At 53.7% G+C, this 20,081-nt stretch carries 9 protein-coding genes; all 9 read right to left on the reverse strand.

The genetic code is table 11. The features are described from left to right. Window positions 1–28 precede the first annotated feature (28 nt). The gene (locus tag B1748_RS28205; RefSeq protein ID WP_087571296.1) at window positions 29–5,338 is read right to left on the reverse strand and encodes an Ig-like domain-containing protein; all 5,310 of its coding nucleotides are present in this window, start codon (window positions 5,336–5,338) and stop codon (window positions 29–31) included. Window positions 5,339–5,358: 20 nt separating this feature from the next. Next, the gene (locus B1748_RS28210) at window positions 5,359–6,975 is read right to left on the reverse strand and encodes an extracellular solute-binding protein (protein ID WP_087571297.1); all 1,617 of its coding nucleotides are present in this window, start codon (window positions 6,973–6,975) and stop codon (window positions 5,359–5,361) included. A gap of 65 nt (window positions 6,976–7,040) precedes the next feature. Then, complete coding sequence (locus B1748_RS28215; RefSeq protein ID WP_087571298.1) at window positions 7,041–7,919, reverse strand: carbohydrate ABC transporter permease; 879 nt, start codon at window positions 7,917–7,919, stop codon at window positions 7,041–7,043. 39 nt (window positions 7,920–7,958) lie between these two features. After that, on the reverse strand, window positions 7,959–8,861 hold the full coding sequence (locus B1748_RS28220) for an ABC transporter permease (RefSeq protein ID WP_087571299.1): 903 nt from the start codon (window positions 8,859–8,861) through the stop codon (window positions 7,959–7,961). A gap of 20 nt (window positions 8,862–8,881) precedes the next feature. Beyond that, window positions 8,882–11,674, reverse strand: coding sequence for an FG-GAP-like repeat-containing protein (locus tag B1748_RS28225; protein ID WP_087571300.1), 2,793 nt, complete (start codon window positions 11,672–11,674; stop codon window positions 8,882–8,884). Window positions 11,675–11,925: 251 nt separating this feature from the next. Continuing rightward, window positions 11,926–14,157 (reverse strand): helix-turn-helix domain-containing protein, encoded by a 2,232-nt coding sequence (locus B1748_RS28230; protein WP_087571301.1) that lies wholly within the window; start codon window positions 14,155–14,157, stop codon window positions 11,926–11,928. Window positions 14,158–14,356: 199 nt separating this feature from the next. Further along, window positions 14,357–15,487 carry a 2-aminoethylphosphonate--pyruvate transaminase gene (gene phnW / locus B1748_RS28235; protein ID WP_087571302.1) on the reverse strand — a complete coding sequence of 377 codons (1,131 nt, stop codon included), beginning with the start codon at window positions 15,485–15,487 and terminating at the stop codon, window positions 14,357–14,359. 19 nt (window positions 15,488–15,506) lie between these two features. After that, window positions 15,507–17,063, reverse strand: a complete 1,557-nt coding sequence (locus B1748_RS28240) for an S-layer homology domain-containing protein (protein ID WP_087571303.1) — start codon at window positions 17,061–17,063, stop codon at window positions 15,507–15,509. 32 nt (window positions 17,064–17,095) lie between these two features. Then, a complete protein-coding gene (locus B1748_RS28245; RefSeq protein ID WP_087571304.1) occupies window positions 17,096–20,035 on the reverse strand; it encodes a LamG-like jellyroll fold domain-containing protein in 2,940 nt (979 codons plus the stop codon). Window positions 20,036–20,081: the final 46 nt, after the last annotated feature.

The raw sequence follows: 20,081 nt of genomic DNA on the forward strand, positions 1-20,081 counted from the left end.
ATGAATAGTCTGTTCGGATAATGCTGGTTCAGCCTGTCGATGGAATCCGGCGGCAATTGCCTTGCGCATCCTCTGGTAACGATTGTCCGTTACGGACCTGAACCGCAGGACAGACCTGTACGGCTACCTGTCCGGCAACATCCGTGCCAGGTATAACCGCCGTCACTTGAACGGATCCGGCATGATTCGGCGCCTGGAACAGGGCGGAGAACGCTCCGTCTTCACCGGTTGCGATTTCTGCAGGATCGATCATACCGGACGAAGCGGACAAGCGGACCGTAATACCCGCCATGCCAGCTCCCTCGGCGTCATACACGGCGCCGGTTACAACCGCTTGCTGACCAAACGCGACACGGTCGGCATCCATCGCGAACGAGATGCTGGCAGGAACCGGCGCCGCGTTCACCGTCACCGCGCTGGTTGCCGTCCATCCGCCATCGATGGCCGTTGCCGTTATATGCGCCAGGCCCGGCGAAATTGCGACGACCCGCCCCGCTTGGTCAACCGTTGCCGCTTCTTCATTGTCCGAGGTCCACAACACGCGCTTATCGGTCGCATGATCCGGCGCCAATGCAACGGTCAGGCGATAATCTTCTCCTTCCCGCAGTTCCAGTTCCGCAGGTGTCAATTCAATGCCGGTTGCGGCGAAAATTTTGGAGAAGCGAATATGGTCAATGTACAGCTCGTTCGTACCGGACTCTCTGTCAAGCGGAATCGAAGCAATCTCGATATGTTCCGGGTTCGGGTCTGCGAAGCCCATTCCGGCATGCTCCGCGATCTTCACCCCATCCAGCCAGAGCGAAATGGCCGATTCCCCGTCATAGCGAATTTCCCAAGCGTGGAACTGATCGTCATTCGGCATCTGAATCGGATAAGTACCAACATTGCGATAAGCCTGGTCGCCACGGAAAGTTACCTTGGCCTTCCCGGTAGCAGGATCATAGGAGTTGAAAGCCAGTACATACTTCAATCCGTTCGCATTCACCCGGAACAGGATGCCCCGGTCCGGCAAATAGTTGGCCGGCGTCATCAGATCGGCGAAACGTGCTGAATATTCCATCTTCCAAGGTCCCTGGCCGATCGCCAGATTGCGAAGCATCGAGCCCCACTTGCCGCCCGAATTTCCATCTCCATAAATCAGATATTGGCCTTCCGTCACCGGTTTCAGCGCAACTCCCTGCGGGTTGCCGAGCGTATTCGCAGAATCGGTGATGTAGACGCCCGGTTGCGGCGCCGTCACTCGCCAGCTCTTATCTTTCAGACTTGCAGCGTCATCGTTGAACAATAAGCTGCGCGGCGCCCCCTCGACATAGACGCTGTCCTGCGTCCATTCGGCGGGATACGCGAATGTATGCCACTTCCTCACTTTCACTTTGTCTCCCAGCTCACCGCGAATGACGCCGCCATTCGCCGCCGTTCCTCGCCAGTTGTTGTAAATATAGATGCCATCGTATCCGGCTTCATAGAACTGGTGCGCCCGCAACAAATATTGCTGTTTGCTCACATAATTGAACCCGGCGGTAATCGGAATGCCGCGCTTCTTTAACTCTTCCTCGATTTTGGTCATTTCATGGCCGGACAATGTCCCTGTTATACCGCCATACAGCTTCACATTCGTCCCTTCCGCCAAATCGGCGAACTCATCGATATTGCTGAAGAAACCTTCATGGTCAATCGAGGCCGGAATGAGAATGTCGATCAGTCCGTCGGCGATCCACGTTTGCAAATCGAGCGCAGTGACCGGATAATAAGGAACACGCACCGCAATTCGCTTGCCCGGCAACGCAATGCGAAGCTCGCGCAGGAAATCGGTCATGATCGTCGCCGTCGACATGCTCGCCGCCTCACTGCCGAACAAGTCCGGATAGCGATTAAAGTCGAGCTCCACGCCAGACACAACCTGCTCGCCCTGATCATTCGTCGCAAAGGCTGCTTCCACCAGCACATCCTTAACGAATTGCCGGAATTCGGGATAGGCATAGCTCATCCGGAAGCTGCGCGAGCCATCCCCCAATTGCTGCCAATACCCCTTGTTAACAAACTCATCGTATCGCGGCCCGTTCAAATAAGGGTGTTCTCCCGGATTGTAAAAGGCGTTCATCCGCAAGGAGGCAAACCCGTTCATCCCAAGCTCTTCAGCCCGTCCGGCTACAAGCGCCAACGGATCTTTGCCGCTGTTGATCAACTGCAGAATCAGATTCATTCCCCGAACGTCATCGGACCGCATTAAATCTTCCTGCTCCGGCGTCAGGTTTGTATATGGCTTCAACGCTGTCTCGCTGTCGCGAATAATCATCATCGTCGCCCCCAGCGACCAATAGATCGCTTCCGCGTCCTGGCCGGCCAGAAGATCAACGGCATACTCCTTCAGCTTCGTTTCATCCGCATACAATCCCGAAGTAAAGTCGCTATAACCATCGTTGTTGTAAATAACCCGTTTTCCTCCGCCAAGCGCTGTTTCGTCCGCTTCCATGTAAAGGGCGATTTCATCCGCAGTCAATTCTTTGAGTTTAACGTAGGCGATGCGCGCTTGTTTCCCTCCCGCTGTCTTCAGGGTGACGGTTCCATTCTGAAACTCGGAAGCGAAGGCGAAGACTTCCGCAATAGCCTTGTTGCCATACGACTGACCAGGGTCGATAGCGCTGCCGCCGACCGTTACCGTCTGCTCCAGCGTGCCGTCGCTAACGATAAACTGTTCGGTCCCGGTCACATAGCCGACATAAACGCCGAACCAGCCGTTCAGGTTGATCGGCAAGGAGAGCGTATGCGCGTCGCCGACATTCTCCAGGAAGACGCCGCCTTCTTCGGTTCCTTCATATTGGTACGCGGCAGTCTCCCAGCCGGAAGTTCCCTTCACAAACACCATGTTCGCCGTCTCATCCCACACATCCGTCATTGCCTTGTACAGATAGACCGCACCGGTCGTCGCCGTACCGCCTGCCACCGTCGCTTGCTGTCCGGGCGCGAGCGCCTCAACCGTCGGATAAACCTCGAGATTCCGGGTATACGTTGTCAGTTCGGCGCCGTTGTGCAGCAGCCTGACGGTCAACTCCATCCGGCCTGTCGCCGCCACGGCATCCAGCCGTACGGACACAGCCGGCCCGGTTGCCGCTTGCAGTTTACTGGCCATCATTGACCCGTTCTGCCGCAGGCTCGCTTCTACTTGCAAAGAACCATCCTGGTAGGACAGCGGGTTCGCATCATCAATGGAGACGACCGTCTCGATGCCGTTTGCTTGCGAGGAAGCCGGCAATATGGAGATACTCGTGATAGCAGGCGCGAATTGAGCCCAGTCTGGAAGCGCGTTCTTCACCAGACGAATCCGGTCAATGGCGGCTTCCGTCGTGCCGGTAACCGCTCCGGTCGCATCGTTGTAAATGCGCACACGATCCGGCCCGGTCTGTGCCATACCTAGCCCTTGCCAACTGCCCAACTTCATCCCATCAAATGAAACGATAATCTGATGCCGGTCGTAGGCAATTCCCCACTGATGAAATTGCTGGGCGTCCGGTATCGTCAATTCCAGTGTTTCGTAACCGCCATCGGCTTTCAGCAAGCGCAATTTTTCGCCATCATGCCAGACAAGCCGGTACAACTTGCCGTCAGCGACGATTTCCAGGCCAAGCCCCTTGGAAGGATCGCCGGCCGCAGCGTCCAACTCGACCAGTGATTGGATCCGGGCATCGAACTCCAACGCCCATGGCGCGCCTGCAATCGCGACCTGTTTGGATAGCTGAGCCGCCTGGCCGCTCCCCGCTGCCGCATAGGTCGCATAAGTGCCCTCGGCCGCCGGTTTCATGCCGGCGATTACGCCGTTTGTTTTCCTGTAGTCCGTGAAATAAGCATTCGCCGCCGGTGGATCGACCTGCCAGTTCATCGTCGGAAACCCGGACCCTTCATCATCGATCAATACATTCGGGTTGCCCTTCACGGATTTGCTCAATCGGATATCCTCGAAATAAACTTCATTTGCACCGGCTTCCCAATCCAGCGGAGCATTGAAGATATACAGACCATCCGCAGCGTTTACCGTTCCCGCAATGTTCTCGAATCGAGCCAGAACGACGCCATCGACGCTGACCGATACGGCATTTACGCCATCATAAGCGATCTTCCACGAATGGAACAGGTCATCGTTGGGCATATTCACCTCTCTGACATCCACCGCGCTGCCGGACCCGACCTGGGCCACAATGCGGTTGCCGGAGTTGAAGGCGATCTTGTAACGCTTTTGATTGGCGCGGACATCGAAGAATATGCCCCGCTCGGCCAGATAACGCGAAGGGGTCATCAACTGACTGAATTTCGCCGAAAATTCCAGTTCCCATGCCCCTGCGCCAATCGGCATACTTTGACTGATATAACTATATTTATTGAGACCGCTTGCACGCTGATCGCCATAGAACAAATACTGTCCGGCAGGGACAGGCTGCATGGCTGCCCCGTTCGGATTGCCGAGCGAATCGCCGGAGTCCGTTATATACAGCCCGTCGATCGGAGCTTGAAAGCGGGTCCAGCCGGCATCCGCCAATGAATGGGCGTCATCCTGCGCATAGACGTCCGGATTTCCTTTGTACAGTTTGAAATAATCAAAGTAAACTTCATTCGTTCCCGCTTCCCAGTCAAGGGGCAAGTTGCCGATGACGACGCTGTCGTTGCGCCCGGTTGCCGGAAGGGCGATGCCGGAGAAAGCGGCAACCTTGATTCCGTCAAGTTTAACCGAAACCGTCTGCAATCCATCGAATGTAATTTCCCACTGGTGGAAGGCGTTATCTTGCGGAAACTCGATCTCCTTGTCCTGGAATGTCGTGCCATGGGTATTGGTCAAGCCGTACAGCTTGTTCATCGCATTGAAGGCAATCTGATACCGCTTCTCGTTGGCATATACGACGAACAGAATACCGCGTTCTGCCGGATATTGTTTCGGCTTCACCAGGTCGACGATCCGGGCGGAGAACTCGAGTGTCCATTCACCTTCGCCGATTGCCACCGACTTGGTCATCATCGTATAGCGAATGCCGTCGCTTGCCTGCTTGTCGCCATAAAACAAATATTGTCCCGGATCGACCTGCTTCATCTCGATTAAGTTCGGGTTGCCGAGCGAACGACTCGCATCAGTCGCATAAACGCCGCTTTCGGGCGGCTTGCTTAACGTCCATCCGGCCTGCTGCATATTGTCGGCATCATCTTCGAACAACACCGGGAGGGCGTCGACGGAGGCGGGAGCAGTGCCCGCCCCGTCGGCCATGTTCGCATTCAATGGAAAGGCTCCAACCGGGAATATAAGTCCTGCAGTCAATACAGTGATCAACAACTTGCTGACAAACCTGTATTTCATCTACAACACCTCATTCTGATCTATTTGTATTCGCCTTTTACGCCGTTTGCCTTCATCGCCTCATTGACTTCCTCGATCATTTGCGTGCCGCCCTTGTCTCTCCATTCTTGAACCATCTTGTCCCAGTCGCTGATCGGCCGTTGCCCGAAGATCATCTTCGTCTGCTCTTCGTACAGGAACATATCCAGTTCCGAACCTTTGGAAATATAGGTCTCCGAGAAAATTTGGTAGATCGGATTGATAAAATGTTTCGTGTTTTTGTGCATTTCCTCCAGTTTTTGGGCCAATTCTTTAGCGGCGGGCGATTTATACGTTCGGGAATACTCATTGGCATCATCGCTTGGCGCCCACATCAGCCCGTCAATGTAGAAATTAATCGGAGCGAGCCCTTTCTCCGCGCTTTCCGCCTTGGCAGTGCCATCTTCAACCGTGTAGCCGGTTCCTTCATTGCCGTACATCCAGTCGTAATCCGGGTTGCTCTTGTTCCGTTCGTCCAACGGATAGAACGTCCGGCCGAAATCAAGAAACTCAAGCACACGATGCAACTTGTCCGGATCGTCGGCCAGCTCTGCGCTCAACATCGTCATGCCATAATACGCCTTGTAGGCCATGAATCCCTGTTCTCCATCCGGAGCGACGAACGGTTCGATCGGTTCGATCTTCGCATCCGGGTTAATATTCAGCAGTTCGTTGAACGCCGCTTCATCCATCCCTCGCGGAGAGCTAATCCAAATGCCGGCTTTGCCGGAGAAGAAATCATTAGTCGCCTGTGTGGCATTGACAACAGCGGAGTTCGGCGTCAGCGCTCCTTCTTTCTCCAGATCGGCCAACCAGGCGACATGTTCTTTGCGCGCATCGGATATGAAGTTCGGGATGTAATTCCCTTCCTCGTCCTGATGATACCAAGAGCGGAATTCCCAATAACCGCCCAATTCATAAGCCGGGTTGACGTATTCGGAAATTGCCATGCCGTAAGTATCATTCTTGTTATTGCCGTCCGGGTCGTTCTTCGTGAAGGCAATGGCCACTTCCTTCAGCTCTTCATAGTTGGTGGGCGCCTTCAGACCAAGCTTGTCGAGCCAATCCTTGCGAATAATCGGCGAACCTAGGTAAGAGGATGGGAAATACCGTGGAATCGCATAGATTTGGCCGTCGAGCGTCATCGACTTCCATACATAATCAGGGACGAGCTTCAACGTCGGGTACTTGTCGATATAGTCGTTAAGCGGCAAGAACGCCCCTTGCTTGGCCCACTTGTAAAAGTTGGCGATCGGCCCTTCCATCGTCATAATATCGGGTACCTCGCCGGAAGCGACGTTGGCGCTCAACTTCTGCATATAATCGTTAATGACGACAAACTGCGGCTTGTAATCGATATTGAACTTCTCGTTGATCATATCCAGTCCACGGCCGGTTGCCGGCGGAATCGCGGCAGGGTTTCTAAAGTCAATCGCATTAATCGTAAATTTCTGTCTGCGAGCATTGTCTCCATTGCCGCTTGTTTCGCTCGCCGAAGGTGAATTTGATGCAGATGGCTGATCTCCTGTCGACGGTTTGCCGGGATTGTTTCCGCCGGTTGAACAAGCTGTAAGAACCAAGCATAACAACACAGTTGCGATGGCCTTGTTTCGTTTCATGTGGATCCCCTCCTGAAATGAGTTCCTTGCACATTCGATTGCACGATGCCAATCATTATACAGCCTTATCCCTTAACCGAGCCCAGCATCACCCCCTTGACGAAATGTTTTTGCAGGAACGGATAGAGGATCAGGATGGGCAATGTGGCCACCAGTGTCGCCGCCATCTGTACCGTTTCCCCTGGCGGAGCGAATTCCCTGGGCATATTCAATGCGGCCAGCGGTTCGTTCACGATGACCATCTGCCGAAGAATGACCTGAATCGGCCAGTCGGCCGGGTCATTCAAATATAAGATCCCGGTAAAGTAATTGTTCCAATGCGCTACCGCATAGAACAACCCGAATGCGGCCAAAGCCGGTTTCGACAGCGGAAGCATGATTTGCGCAAAGATATGCAGATCATTCGCGCCGTCTATGGTGGCCGCTTCGCTCAACTCCCTCGGAATATTGAGAAAGAACTGACGCACAACGACCAGATTAAACGAATTGATCGCCGCCGGAATGATGAGCGCCCAGATCGAATTCAGCAATCCCGTCCCCTTCACAACGAGATACGTAGGAATCATGCCGGCCGAGAACATCATTGTAAAAACGACCAGAAACATCATAATGCGCTGTCCGATAATCGGACGGGCAAGCACGTACGCGAACGTCGTGGTGAAGAGCAGGTTCACCAATGTTCCGATGACCGTAATTTCCACCGTCACGAACAACGAACGTACGAACCGTGAAGAAGCCAGAATATATTCATACGCATCCAGGACGAACGACTTCGGAATAAGTGTAAAGCCGTGCTCCAGATAATCCCGGTAAGACGAAATCGATATAGAAAATACGTACAGAAAAGGAAACGTCATAATAATTGCGATCAGAAACAGAAATACATAGTTGAATCCCTCGAACAAACCGATGCCTTGGTTTCGGCGAGCAGCCCGTTTGCTCATGGACATCTTCCTCCTTTCATTGTCTCGTCCAAAATTGCCTCAGTAAATGCCCTCTTCCCCCATTTTCTTCGACAATACATTTGCCGCGCTGACCAGAACTAGCCCCACGACGCCTTTCAACAATCCAACCGCCGTAGCGAAACTGAAATCGGATTGCTCAATTCCTTTGTAGAACACATAGGTATCCAGCACTTCTCCAGTCTCTTTGTTGAATGGATTCAGCATCAGAAAGAGCTGTTCGAAACCGACATCGAGCACGCTGCCCAGCCGGAGAATGAGCAAGATGACGATCGTGCTTCGAATGGCCGGCAATGTAATATGCCACGCCTGACGCAACCGGTTCGCGCCATCCATCGTGGCTGCCTCGTACAATTGCTGGTTAACGCCGGCGAGTGCTGCCAGAAATATGATCGTTCCCCAACCTGCTTCCTTCCAGATCACCTGCAGGATAACCAGCGGCCTGAACCAGTCCGGGTCGGTCAGGAACGGCACCGGAGACATGCCGAACAGGTTCTTCAATGCCCCGTTCACCAGACCGTCGCCCTGAAGGAAAATGACGAATATGCCGACAACAACAACCCACGATAGGAAATGCGGCAAATAGATGATGGTTTGAACGACTCTTTTGAACATCCGATGACGAACCTCATTCAGCATCAGCGCCAGTACAATCGGGATTGGGAAAGCGAATACAATTTGCAAAAGGGAAATGACAAGCGTATTCCATAACACATTCATGACTTCAGGCTCTGCGAAGATCGCCTGGAAATGCTTCATCCCCACCCACGGACTGTCGAAAAAACCGAGAAACGGGCTATAGTCGCTAAAGGCAATCACAAGACCGAACATCGGGGCAAATCGATAGATCAGGTAATACAACAAGCCCGGAAGCCCGATCATCAGCAACAACCAATCTTTACGCAATCGTCTGGCAACAACCATGCACACTCTGCCTCCCTCTGTCACGACTCTCTCTTTTCGGATGATGGCGGTTCTCCAAGCATAATGGCAACCTCGCTTACGCGGGGCGTGCTGCCGCTATTGATCGCTCCCAGCGCCAATCGATATTGCACCCATTTGCCGGATAGAGATCCGACGACGGTTTCTCCGTTCTTCTCGAACCAGCTATCCGCGCCGTTTTTCCCTATCCAGGGAGCGCCATTCAGATCCGCCTCGCTGGGTGCGGTGCGAATTTGCGCTTTCACCCACGTTTTGGCTGGTATTTCCGCCATCCAAGAAATGCCGCCGATTCGTGAATCTTCCGACAATTCAATCGGTCTTGATTCATAAAGTTCTTCATCTCCGCGATCGGCGATGTTGCCGATATCCGAATGGGTCATCCCGTGCGGGCCGAAGGTCGGAAGCTTGGTTACGCGTCGTTCAGTGAAACCTTCAGGGCCATTCCACCATACATAAGACATGCCGGGATGGTTGCCTTGCGTCTTGTGATTGACGACTGCCAGATCGATGAAGCCGTCTTCGTCGAAATCGGCGGCCAACGCTCCGGCAGCCGAATGATGCGGCAAGACGGTCCGATTGGATTCGGAATACACGCCTCCCGAGCCGCCCCAATAGATGAAGGAGTCGATGTCACGGCTCCGCAGGCCGTGATAGCAGGAGACGAAAATATCCAATATGCCGTCGTTGTTGAAGTCGGCAATCGTAATATCCGCCGCGAAGCTGGCCGGAAGCTGCGTTCGACGATCGTTGGAGAAGCCTTCCGGCCCGCCCCAATAGATATAGACGAACGTATTGTACGGGTCTCCGGGATCGTCTCCCTTGTACCCGCCCACGATCAGATCCAGCCATCCGTTGCCGTTCAGATCGGCTGCCCGCGAAGATATGGTCGGACCTGAGGGAAGCAGGGTCGCACGGCTGGCGGCGAAGCCGTCGGGGCCGCCCCACAAGATGATTGTTTTGCCGGAGGAGCCGCATTCGGGAATCACAAGATCCAGCCATCCGTCACGGTTAAAATCGGCCAATGTCATGAACCTCGGATTGTCGAAGACGATTCCTTCGATGTCCAGCCTGACCCGCTTCGGCTCATCGGCGAATCCTCGCTCGGATCCGTAAAAGATGAGCAGCTCATTATTGCTGAAGCCGACAACGAGCAAATCCAGATAACCATCTCTGTTCAAATCCGCGCAGCACGAGCTCATATTGTAACGGGTCGGCAATTCCACCCGGTGATTCGCGGAGAACCCGTTCGGGCCGCCATAATAAAGATAGGATCCTCTGTCCAGATGCATCGCATTTTCATTGCTGTTCACAACAAGCAGGTCTACATGCCCATCGTCGTTAAAATCGCAAGCCCGCACTTCCGTCGCGGCCCAGCCCGGCAACTCCTCTCTGCGGTCCGGCGAGAACCCGTCCGGACCGCCCCAGTAAATATAAACGGGAACATTGCCCAGAATCCGGTTGGAGAGATGATTCAGAAACACGAGCCGCGCCGGCTCGCCGACCGAATCGCGGGAAATGAAAGCATCCAGAGCACAATGGGTTTCCAGCCGGATCGGCGGCTGATGGATGCCTGCCGGAGAGCACCTATAGAGAAGGGAATGGTGGCTGTACCACTCTTCCACCTTATCCTGACAAAAGACAATGTCCCCGCAGCCGTTGTCATTGCCGCTCAGACGACCGATGATCACGTCGTTGGCGCCGTTCGTAGCTACGGCTGTCCGCCGTTCGTTCGCGTAACCACCCGGTCCGCCCCAGTAAATCCAGGATCGTTGCCCGCCCATTTCGTCGGTCTGCCGCGAGGCCAGTACAATATCCTGTTCGCCGTTTCCCCGGATGTCTCCCACAGCAGCGCTCATCGCCTCCCCGCTGTTAAGTACAAGCGGCTCACCGGCTTCGCGGTTCGTACCGAACGGAATAAACAAGGTCTGTTCTCCTATGCAAACAAACAGATGCGGGCGGCTCTGCAGAGCGACGACTTTCAACCGGGGCCTCGCCGGAACGCCGTATACGCGCAGCGTCGCGCCTCCTGCGCCGCTGGCAGCCAAATCGATCCCAATCCCGATGAGCCCTTCCCCGGACAAGCGCTTGTCCAGCTTCGTCCGCCTGTCCGCACGAATCCCATCCGGCCCGCCCCAGTACACTGCGATCGACCGGTCGCTGGAGCGGACGACCAGGTCGGCGTATCCGTCGCCGTCCAGATCGGCGGCGGCAATCGACTCCAGATCATGCGGCAGATCGATATCCGTATAGCCGCCGGAAGCAAATCCTTGCTCTCCTTGGTAGAAAATCCGCAGCTTCCCCCGGCTGATCAACGCGATGTCAGGTCTGCCGTCGCCGTTGAAATCACAGATTTCCACATCTTTGGAGGAAGGAGCCCACAGCTTCAACATCCGCTTGACGCTGAAGCCCTCGGCCGATCCGTAATAAACTTGCGCATATACCTCGTTGGATACGCCGTCATATTGATTGGCGATGACCAGATCGTCATACCCGTCGCCGTTAAGATCTCCCATCGCAGCTGCATAGCCGCCGTCCGTAGGCAACTCCAGGCGTTCCCCGCTTACGGCAGGATTCCGATAAATATAGACCGGAACCCGCGTATCATCATCATGCGAATTGGCAAACGGCAGATCGATATAACCGTCGCCGTTGATATCGAAATGATGGATGCGCTGAATCGTTCCGGCACGGGAAACGTACAGATTTTGCCCCGCATTGCCGAACGCCCCTCGTCGGAATGTCTCAAACCCGGATTCCTTGATAGCGTTCATTTTTTCGTTGCGCCCTAGCGGCATGTCGGTCACTCCTCTTCACAGATCAAACTGTCGCGAATCCTCGTTCTCTTTGTTCAATTCCGATTTCGGCCATGGCTCACTCTTCGGATTCACGGCTTCAGCATAAGGCATCCTGCATTACAGCACAATTTTCATTTCACAGCACGCCTGTTTATAAAGAACAATATCGTTGCGCAAAAGAAAAAACCCGCAAAATCGCTGTAGCGACGCGGGTTTCAGGCGATGGTTCGAATGGATAAGTCAGGAGTGGGTCATTCGTCTAGTCGAGATTTCTTCCGGTAATAACCAGGAGGGTCGTTCGTCATCTGCTTGAATATTCTCGTGAAATTTTGCACGGAGGCGTAGCGCAGCCGTTCAGCAATCTCGCGAATTGGCATTTCGGTATGAGCAAGCCATTCCTTCGCTTTCTCGATTCGGTAACGCAAGACGTAGTCGCTGAACGACTCGTTGCGCTCTTCGCGGAACAACCGGCTCAATTGCGGGGGCGTTATCTGGAACGTATCGGCCACATGCTGCAAGCCCAGATCCGTGTCGTAATGCAAATGAATATATTGCAGCACCTGCTGAATCAACTTCGTCCGTTTCGGAATGTTCGCATCTTGCAGCGCATTCGTCACCAGCGGGAAAACCGTATCCGCGAACCAACGCTCCGTCTCCCCCAGCGATGACATGGCCAGTAATTGTTTGTACAGTTCCTTCGTATCCAGTTCCCCTCCGCCATCGCTCCACTCGCGCACGAGTTGGTCGAACTCTCCGATCAAATAAGCGAATGTGCCCAGCACGGATTCAACGTTATGCATGTGTTGCGGAATGGCTTCGATCAGCGCCGACAAGCTTGACCTCGCTTCGGATTCGTCCCCCTTCGCCATCGCCGACAAAATCTTCTTCTTCAGTTCGATGAGCGAATATCCGGTCGTACCCAGCGGCATTCTGACGGAATCTTGCACGATCAATTCATCGCTGCCGAGCAACATCCGGTAACCGATCAGTTCGGACGCATCCTGATAAGCTTCGCTAATTCCGGTGTAGTCCCGGCATGCCCGGCTGAGCGCCACAGTGACAGGCAGGTGAAAATGATTCTGACTATTGCTGCGGAATTCCATCGCTTTCCGCCGTACAGCCTCATCCGCCCGTTCGCTGGCGTCTTTTGTGCCGATCAGCACCGCAACCTGATTCGGCAGTGGAGATACCGTTACGCAGGAAAAATCGTTCTCGCATAATTCTTCCAACATTTTGCGCAGGGCATAGATCATAAGAGAACGGTCGTTTTCCTTGTATTTTTGCTTAAATTGAGCGAAATCATCCATCTCCACAAGACATACATAGAAGCGCGAACCTTTCAACAGAAGGCCGTATCGTTCCGTTTTTCCGCGTATCTTATTATCGGACATCTCCCCCCTTATCAGTTGAAGGAAAATCGAATCGCGAAGATAAGGCAGTTGTTCGCGGAATTCCCCCTGCAATTTCTGTTGCATCCGCTGAATAGGGGAATAAAGCCGATTCGAACCAAGGAACGCCATCAAAATGGCCAAGCCTACAAGCGAGCCAGCCAGCCCGAGCGTGAACCGGCGCACTTCCCCAGCTTTCTTAGTCAACTCCGTGTAAGGAGTAATCGCGATGTACGACCAGTTGTTGTAGGAAGAATGGATCGACGCGGAGAGATAATCTTCCCCATTCATCGACACTTTGCCTGCCTCTTCCCTTGACGATTCCGCTGAAACAACTCCGGCTTTCCCCCGAAACATGTACGGTTCCAATGTTGCCGAAATTCGCGAACCGATCTCTGCGGCATTCTGGCTGAATACGACCGCGCCCTGTTCATCCGTGATGAGAATTTTCCCGTTATGACCCAGTTCTACCTGTTCCAATATTCCAGTCAATAGAGACGGATCAATATGAAAGACGAGGATGCCATCCGGACGGTCCGAATAAAATGCCGGCACCGGGCGCAGCATGAGCAACTCATGCGCGCGTTGGCCAGTTTCCGGCGGAACGACGACCATCGAGTTGAACCGGACGCCGACCGACTTCAGCAGATCGCGAAAAGGAAAATCGGTCAAATCGACAAACCCATAGCGTGTCGAATACACTTGTGCCTCTTCCATGTATACCAACGACACGTCGAAATGAATTTCTTGCATGCTGCGGGCTTTTTTGATCACATCGATCGTACCGAACGTATATCCCAAATCATTGTTGATCGGTCCAATTTCAACCGACTTCTCCACAATGCTGTTGTTGGCGATTTGAAAAGATGCCCGATCCATACTTTTCATAAACTGATCGAATTGATACTGAATTTGGCGCAATACCATCAGATGGTTGCGGTCTACTTCCTGCTGAACGATCGATGCCGCGTTATTCGATGAGAACATGCCAAGAACAAAAACGGGGATGACGCTTAACAACAAGACAATAAGCATCAGCCGATGTTTGAAAGTTAAATTTTTCGAATAGTGTAAATTCCGTGTCGGACGCATCATGCGTTCATCCCCAATGAGAGCGTTTTCAAAAATATTTCCACCCGAATTCTGTCAAGATTATATCATCCTCAATCAGAAAGAACAATGGAATGGAACAGCCCGTAACGTGATGCGATTCTGGACGGCACGAACTACGTGGAATTATCAAGTAGGGGAGGTCTTTCGCCTCCCCAAAAACTATACAACCGGTAACTCGCTCTTATCCAAGCACCCGATCGACTGCCGCAATAAGGCGCTGCATGTCATCCTGCCTTACATCGCCGATGCTGCCAATTCGAAAGGTGTCCGCCGAAGAGATTTTGCCTGGATAGATGACGAATCCGGATCGCTTGAGGCCTTCATAGAAAGCAGGAAACGCAAAATCAGGTACCTCGCTGGCATGAGGATAATGAAAAGCCGTAATAAAAGGCGATTGTTGCTCCGGCGGGAGCAGCGTCCGGAAACCGAGACGCGCCATGCCGTCCACCAGCGTCCACTGGTTATCGGCATACCTGATATGTCTGGCTTCCGGTCCTCCTTCTTCCTCCAACTCTATCAGTGCCTGGTCGAAGGCGCGTACCACATGCGTCGGCGAAGTAAACCGCCACTTGCCTCGTTGCTTTTCCATCGTCTCCCATTGGTCGAACAAATCAAGCGAAAGCGAACGGGCCCGTCCCCTGCAAGCTTCGAGCGTTTCCCTTCTGGCGATGACAAAACCAAAACCGGGCACGCCCTGAATACATTTGTTGCTGCTGCTGATTAGAAAATCGATCGACAGCTCCGCCATATCGAGCGGGATGCCGCCAAAGCTGCTCATGGCGTCGACGATCGTGGTAAGGCCGCGCCGTTTGGCCGCATGAGTCACCTCGGCGATCGGATTTAACATGCCCGTCGTCGTCTCACAATGGACAACCGCCAAATGCGTGGCGTCCGGGTGGGCATCAAGCGTCTCCTCCAGCATTGCGGCGCTAATTGGCGATGTCTCGCCTACATCTACGGCAACGACTGGCACATGCAGCACGCGGGCGATCTGGACGATGCGCTGCCCGTATGCGCCGTTTACCAGGACGACTATTTTTCCGTCTTGAGAAACGACGGAGCCTACGGTTGCCTCGACGCTAAAGGTGCCGCTGCCTTGCATGGGAACCACCGTATAGGCATCCGGCTCCAGCCTGCTCGCAAGCCGGACAAGCCGGCTCCGAATATGCTGGACAAGGCCATTATATTCGGAGTCCCACGTACACCAGTCGCGCAGCATGGCCTCTTTAACCGAAGCCGTCGTCGTAAGCGGCCCAGGCGTAAGCAGCAGGTAAGGATTATCGGGTAATACTCTCGTATGGTTTTTTTCCATTTTTGTCTTTCCCCTTCCGCTAGAGCAATGAAGTTTCCAGGACCATCCGTACAACTTTCGCTGCTTCGGCCCGTGTTACGTGGCCCTGCGGATCGAATAGACCGCCCGGCTTGCCGCTCAATATGCCGGCGGATTGCAATTGCCGAACGGAAGAAGCTGCCCAGATGGATATCGCTTCCAGGTCTTCAAACGGCCGGGATTCGTTCGTTGATGGCGACTCGATTTTCGCATGGTGCATAAACCTGGCAATCATGATCGCCATTTCCTCCCGCGTTATTTGACGATCTGGAGCAAACTCGCCCGCTCCGATCCCGTTTACGATGCCATGCTCGTCCGCATAAGCGATATAAGGAGCGTAATAGGCGTCGCTGCTTACATCCTGGAATGCGTTAACCGAAGCAACTCCTTCAATGCCGAGCATACGGCCAAGCACCGTAACGAACATGCCTCTTGTCACCGATTCGTCGGGGGCGAACCGTTCGTTGCCGACACCGAGGAACAAGTTTCTTGCCGCCGCAAATTCGATATTCGGCTTAGACCAATGATTCGCCGCGTCCGTAAACGTCTTCGCGTTGTAGCCGATTTCGTACGTGCCCGCTTCGTTCGCGGCAATCAAGACCTGCCCATCCAGCATGGCAGATTGGGAAATGATCGTCCTTTGCCCGCCCATTGTCCGATAAGCGACGATACCCTGGTTCGTTTCAGCGTTAGCCCGTTCATAAGGAATCGATAACTTCAGCTTCCCATAGAAGCTCTCGATTACTTTTCCATCCGCGGTAATGACAATGGTCCTAGCCGGCTTCTGTTCCGTGCCATTGGCTTTGTCGATTTGAATGTCCACGCGGCTGTTCCCCAACTGCTTGAGATCCAGCGAATCGATCTCCAGGCTTCCGATCGGCGTTAGAATGGCCAATATTTTGCCGCTGGCTGCGATTTTCTGCATCGTTTCCTGCTCCAACTCCAGCCGTACGCTCCTTGATGGGTTTGGCGCATCAACCCTGATCGTCGTGCGTTTGACATGTCCGTCATCGATAACGACTTCCTGCGTCGCCTTGTTGTCCACGCTGACATTAACCGTCCAAAGAACTCCTTGGACAGTAAAAGTTCCCGCCTTGCTCGTCATGTCGGCTGGCGTGTTAACTTCCACGAAACCTTTCAAGTCCGTTACCTTGAAAGGTTTAACTCCAGATTTTTTAGCCTTGAAGGTCAATTGCGCGATCGCAACCGGGTTGTTCGACTTAAAACCGTCGACGTGGACGGCGGCGATTCTAACCGTGCCGCTCGAGGCATTGACTTTATGCTCGAACATCCAGCCCGTCACGTCGGCGCCTTGGGCGACGTCCCGGTCGGCGATTTCCAGCGCATCACGATCGTAATGAAGCGTGAATTCAAAGGTCTTAAGTCCTTTCGGCCGATTTATGACAATCTCGACGGCGGCGCTTTGGCCCAGTCCCGCCTGAACGGACTTGACCTCCAGTTCGGGCTTGCTTCCTTGCGCATTGGCAAATGCGGCAGAAGGGATGAGCAACGACAATATCAACAAGCAGATCGTCCATTTCCAGGTATGTTTGTACATCGCTATTCCCTCCTAATTACGACCTTTTCCCATTACTCTGCCAGCTTGTCCGCGATCATCTGCAGAAGCATCAGAACGTCGTTCGTGTCAACCGTGCCGTCACGATTAATGTCGGCCTTGGCAAGCACAGCCTCGCTTCCTCCACCCGACACGATGAGCTTCAGAATCGCTCTTGCATCAAGCAAATCGGAGCTGTCGTCGCCGTTTAGATCGCCCGGAGCCCGGCTGACGATCGTGATGACCGCATCGTCCGTTTGAATCGGAACGTACTCCGATTCGCCCGTCTCGCTTGGCACGATGCCGCGCACGCTGGCGAACGAGATTGCCGTCGTTGCATCCGCTGAAAGATCCGCTTTCGCGCGGAAGGTCGCGTTTGCGACCACGGTTGCTTCGTCCGTGGCCAGCGCGTCGCCGGATATGCCCGCGAAGCCGACCTTGCCCGGTGTCTCGTCATTTACCGCATTTGTCGAGTCGAACACCGCGAATTCGAAGCTTTCAAGCTCGAGCAGGCTGGAGTCGTAGTTCAGGATTCCCTCCAAACCGACCAGCTTGGCCCCCTTCTCTATCGTGACCGGCACCGTAAAGACGCTGCCCTTGTTTACCGATTGATCCGCGGCGGACAGCCGAATTTCCTCGTCAGGCCCCCCTTCTCCAGGCGTTCCCGAATGCAGATTCAGCTCCATGGAGAATTGATTTTTCGCGCGGAACAACTGGTCGTTCTTTACGGAGTACCAGTTTACGTCCACGTTATCGCTGCCTTCCTTAAACGTCATGAGCATGATCATGCCGAGATCTCTCGGGTCCATGTATTGCGCATCCGCCAGAACCTGCTGCACGATATTGCCGTGCTCGCCGAGATCCTTCTTTACGACCAGATCCGGATGGCCGATATGGCCGGACAAGACGAGCACGATATTATCATGCTTTTTCACGAATTCGTTCCACATATCGTCGCCGTTGTTCGCATCGCTAATATAAGAGCTGGGATAATGATGGTGATCGGTGCTGATCTGCTCGCCGTTGTGATACATATAGGTATGCGTCGACATGATCACCTTTTTGTCCGGATTCGCCGCCACGACTTCGTTTGCCCAAGCCAGCACGGCGTCGTTAGGCGCAAATTCGATGGCAAGAACCATATATTCCACATCGCCAATGTTGAAGAAATGGTACGTATTCTCCATCTTGCCTTCGGCGAAGGCTCCTCCGAAAGTCGGCTCCTGCGAATATTTGCTATACGGGAAATATTGATTGTAATTCGTATAATTGCGGGTCAGCTGCGCATTGTTCAAGATGACGTCGTGATTACCCGGCAACAGGACGTACGGGATAACCCCGTCCAGTTCGGCATACGCGTCGGCGGCCGCGGCCCACTCCGTCGTGCTCGAAGGCGTGTCGACGATATCGCCCACGCTAATCGCCAGCTTGATGTTCATGTCGTCGGCGTGATCCTTCATCCACTTCATGTAATCTTTCATCGCTTGGGGATGCAGCCTGGCCATGTATTGCGTATCCGGAATGACGGCGATCGTGTAATCGCCTTCCGCGAAATCGGGCGCCAGCCAGTTCGAAGTCACTTCGTCATACGGCAGCGCGTCGTTTGCGTAAGGCGAAGAGTCCGAATACACGCCGTTTTCGGCCGTATCAAGCTTCCAGTTGCCCATGAGTCCTTCCTCTGTTCCTTGCAGCGACTCCTTGTAATGCGCTTTGATTTCTTCGGCCGTTCGGGTGGTCGACCATACCCGCAGATCCGCGATTTCCCCTTTAAAAGACATCGTGGTCCCTCTGAAATCGGAGCCGATCTTCATCTCGCGGGAGGTCGTATCCTTTGGAAATTCCGGGATAGCGAGCGTTTCTTCATGAACTTTTTCGCCGTTAATGTACGTTGTGCCCGTTTTGTTCTCTTCATCGAGTGCCATCGCAATATGCACCCAATCTCCCGCGTTCACGTTCACGTTATTGGCCACATAGTTCAATTGATAATCTTTGTGGTTTACCCAAAACAATCTCGGAGCCCCGTTGTTGAAAATTTCGAAGCTGAATCGCGATACGTCGCTGTACGAGGCATTTTCGTAATTGCCCATAATGACGCCCACGCGTTGGCCGCTCGGCGTATTCGCCGGAACGTTTACCCATGCCTCCAACGTGCGCGGAGCCGCAGCCACATGATTTTTTGTCGCGATCTCGAGGCCGCCCGCAAAGTTTGTCCCCGTGCCTTGGAACTCGCTCGCGTATTGCCGTTCGAAGCCTCTTGGCGTGCCGTCAATCTTGCCGGCCTTGTCCCGGATGACGTTCATAATCCCGTTAAGCGACGAATCGTCGAGCGTCCATGCATGCATAAGTCCCTCTTCGTCGCCTTGGATATCCGCATCGGCATTGTCGCGAAGCTCGTCCATCGATCGCACGTCGCTCCACAGCCTTACTTCCGCAATTTCAGCTCTGACGTGATAGCCATTTCTCGTATCGGTGCCGATGCTATGAATGCTTTCCATAACGACCTGCTCCGGCAGATCGACATTTTCAAAGGCCGCTACCACCGTTCCGTCCTGAATCACATCGATCTTTTTGTTTGCTGCGTCGCGTATGATGGCCAGATGAGTCCATTGACCTGTCGTAATAGACAAGCCCGTCGTCGATTTGTCGATCAGCTTGCCGCCGTTCGAAATCTCATAATATCTGAACTGGTTGTCGGCCTTAAGCTCAAGGCTAAATTGCGTGCCGGCCCCTGCCCGGTAATTGCCGAACAGTACTTGCCGCACGCCTGGATTGGCCGCGAATTTCGCTCGCATCTCGAAAGTGGCCGGAACACCTTCCAGCATCGCGTTTAAAGCGATGGAGTTTTGTTTCGCCGGGTCAAAGAGCAGGCCTTGCGGAGCGTCCGTCTCCGCAGATACAGCCGAGATCGCTCCAAAGCATTGCGCTGCAATGGCAATGACCAGCATCCAAACCGCCAGCGATTTTCTGACAATCATGATTTTAATCCACTCCTTTTGGGTATATGGGTTTTGCCCCAAACTG

It is taken from the genome of Paenibacillus sp. MY03 (assembly GCF_002165585.1).
GTDB classification, from domain to species: Bacteria; Bacillota; Bacilli; order Paenibacillales; family Paenibacillaceae; genus Pristimantibacillus; species Pristimantibacillus agaridevorans.

Bases quoted from the DNA above. Each gene is read 5' to 3' on its own strand.
- B1748_RS28225 (WP_087571300.1), bottom strand. From the start codon at position 11,674: ATGCCGCTAGGGCGCAACGAAAAAATGAACGCTATCAAGGAATCCGGG.
- B1748_RS28240 (WP_087571303.1), bottom strand. From the start codon at position 17,063: ATGTACAAACATACCTGGAAATGGACGATCTGCTTGTTGATATTGTCG.
- B1748_RS28220 (WP_087571299.1), bottom strand. From the start codon at position 8,861: ATGGTTGTTGCCAGACGATTGCGTAAAGATTGGTTGTTGCTGATGATC.
- B1748_RS28230 (WP_087571301.1), bottom strand. From the start codon at position 14,157: ATGATGCGTCCGACACGGAATTTACACTATTCGAAAAATTTAACTTTC.
- B1748_RS28210 (WP_087571297.1), bottom strand. From the start codon at position 6,975: ATGAAACGAAACAAGGCCATCGCAACTGTGTTGTTATGCTTGGTTCTT.
- B1748_RS28215 (WP_087571298.1), bottom strand. From the start codon at position 7,919: ATGAGCAAACGGGCTGCTCGCCGAAACCAAGGCATCGGTTTGTTCGAG.
- B1748_RS28245 (WP_087571304.1), bottom strand. From the start codon at position 20,035: ATGATTGTCAGAAAATCGCTGGCGGTTTGGATGCTGGTCATTGCCATT.
- phnW (WP_087571302.1), bottom strand. From the start codon at position 15,487: ATGGAAAAAAACCATACGAGAGTATTACCCGATAATCCTTACCTGCTG.
- B1748_RS28205 (WP_087571296.1), bottom strand. From the start codon at position 5,338: ATGAAATACAGGTTTGTCAGCAAGTTGTTGATCACTGTATTGACTGCA.